This is a genomic window from Alkalispirochaeta alkalica DSM 8900 (genome assembly GCF_000373545.1).
GTDB classification, from domain to species: Bacteria; Spirochaetota; Spirochaetia; order DSM-27196; family Alkalispirochaetaceae; genus Alkalispirochaeta; species Alkalispirochaeta alkalica.
Map to the genome: position 1 here is coordinate 1 of NZ_KB891692.1, position 1,396 is coordinate 1,396.

General features: G+C 63.0%; 3 protein-coding genes. All 3 read left to right on the plus strand.

Annotated features, from left to right (window positions below):
- Positions 1-22: 22 nt before the first annotated feature.
- Entirely contained in the window at positions 23-298 is a 276-nt protein-coding gene (locus B071_RS15265) for a sodium ion-translocating decarboxylase subunit beta (protein ID WP_083914365.1), read from the plus strand.
- Positions 288-704, plus strand: coding sequence for a putative quorum-sensing-regulated virulence factor (locus tag B071_RS15270; protein ID WP_245534032.1), 417 nt, complete (start codon positions 288-290; stop codon positions 702-704). Before B071_RS15265 ends, B071_RS15270 begins: the two co-directional genes overlap by 11 nt.
- A 60-nt stretch (positions 705-764) precedes the next feature.
- Positions 765-1,396, plus strand: a 632-nt coding sequence (locus tag B071_RS20565; protein WP_498365791.1) for a DUF8612 domain-containing protein, incomplete at its 3' end; no start/stop codon positions are given.

Sequence of the window (1,396 nt, forward strand, 5' to 3'; positions counted from 1 at the left end):
GTTTCTGACGGTGGGAACGCTTATGATCATCGTGCTGGGCGTGGTGGCCTTCAGTGTGGGCACCGCCAGCGGGTTGGGCCTCGGCCAGATCATGTACCTCGTATCGGGGAAGAAGATAAACCCCATGATCGGTGCNGCGGGAGTATCGGCCGTTCCCATGGCGGCGCGGGTTGTGCAGAAGGTGGGGCAGGAGGCGAANCCGAANAACTTCCTGCTCATGAACGCCATGGGCCCCAACGTGGCCGGTGTGATCGGATCCGCCGTGGCCGCAGGAGTGTTGCTCGCCCTTGCCGGTTAGGATAGAACAGGCAGCCTGGCTTTTGCCGGGCACAATCGGGGGCCCCATGATTCCCGGGCTTGAGGTCGATCCGGACTCGCTGGTCCGGCTCGCCAACGCCCGGATGCCCTTCGGGCGGTACCAGGGGGAACTCCTTCTGGATATCCCCCTGGAGTATATCCTGTGGTTTGCCAACCGCCTCCCCGAGGGGCTCGGTTCCCGGGAGGATGACCCCGCACCGGGAACAACCCGCTGGCTGGCTCTGCAGTTTGCAGCAATCCACAGCTTTCGCTTTAACGGGCTCGAGGGGCTTCTGCGTCCCCTGGTGGACGAGGGAGCGCCGGGCGAATCCGAAGAGGGCTATCCCGAGGCTGTGGCTCCCGGGGAGGAGGACGAAATGGATTGGATCGCCCGAATTTTTGAGTGACCCCGTGGCGGTGGCGGTGACCGGGTGAGGGTGTGGCCGGTATGCACTCCGGGCTGGGCCGTGCCTGCCTACTGCCTACTGCCTGCCTGCTGCCCAAGGTCACGGTCACGCCTCCGTGCTCCTGCCCCCCCTCGGCCCGCCGAGCCCCTCACCCCGGCCCGCCTCATAACATGGTTCCTGCAGCCCTGGAGAAGTCACCTGCCCGACACAGCGCATCGTCGCGCCCTCCAGCTGATCACCGAATACCAGCTGACTGGCGGGCTTCCCGAGGCAGTAGCCGCGTGGCGCACCTCACGAGATACCNCCGTGGAAGGAGCAGCGCAGGTCGAANAGATCCTCAANGATCTGATCCTGGGCTACGAAAGCGACTTCGTCAAATACTCAGGCCGCCGGGACGCCCACTCCATCCGCCAGGTCTTCCGGGAAGTGGCGCGACAGCTGCATATGGAGCAGGACGGAACAACCAGAACGTTCATCTTCAACGAATTACCGTCCCAGCTGAGCCGTTATGAACGGATGCGGGGACCGCTGGATTGGCTCGAATCGTCGCAGNTGCTGATCCGGGTACCGATCTGCCCGAATCCCGCGATACCCCTGGCGCACCAAGCAACTGAAAATCGGTTCAAACTGTTCTATCTTGATATCGGAATTCTGCTGAGAACTCTCCAGATACCCGGCAAAGCCACCCTGCA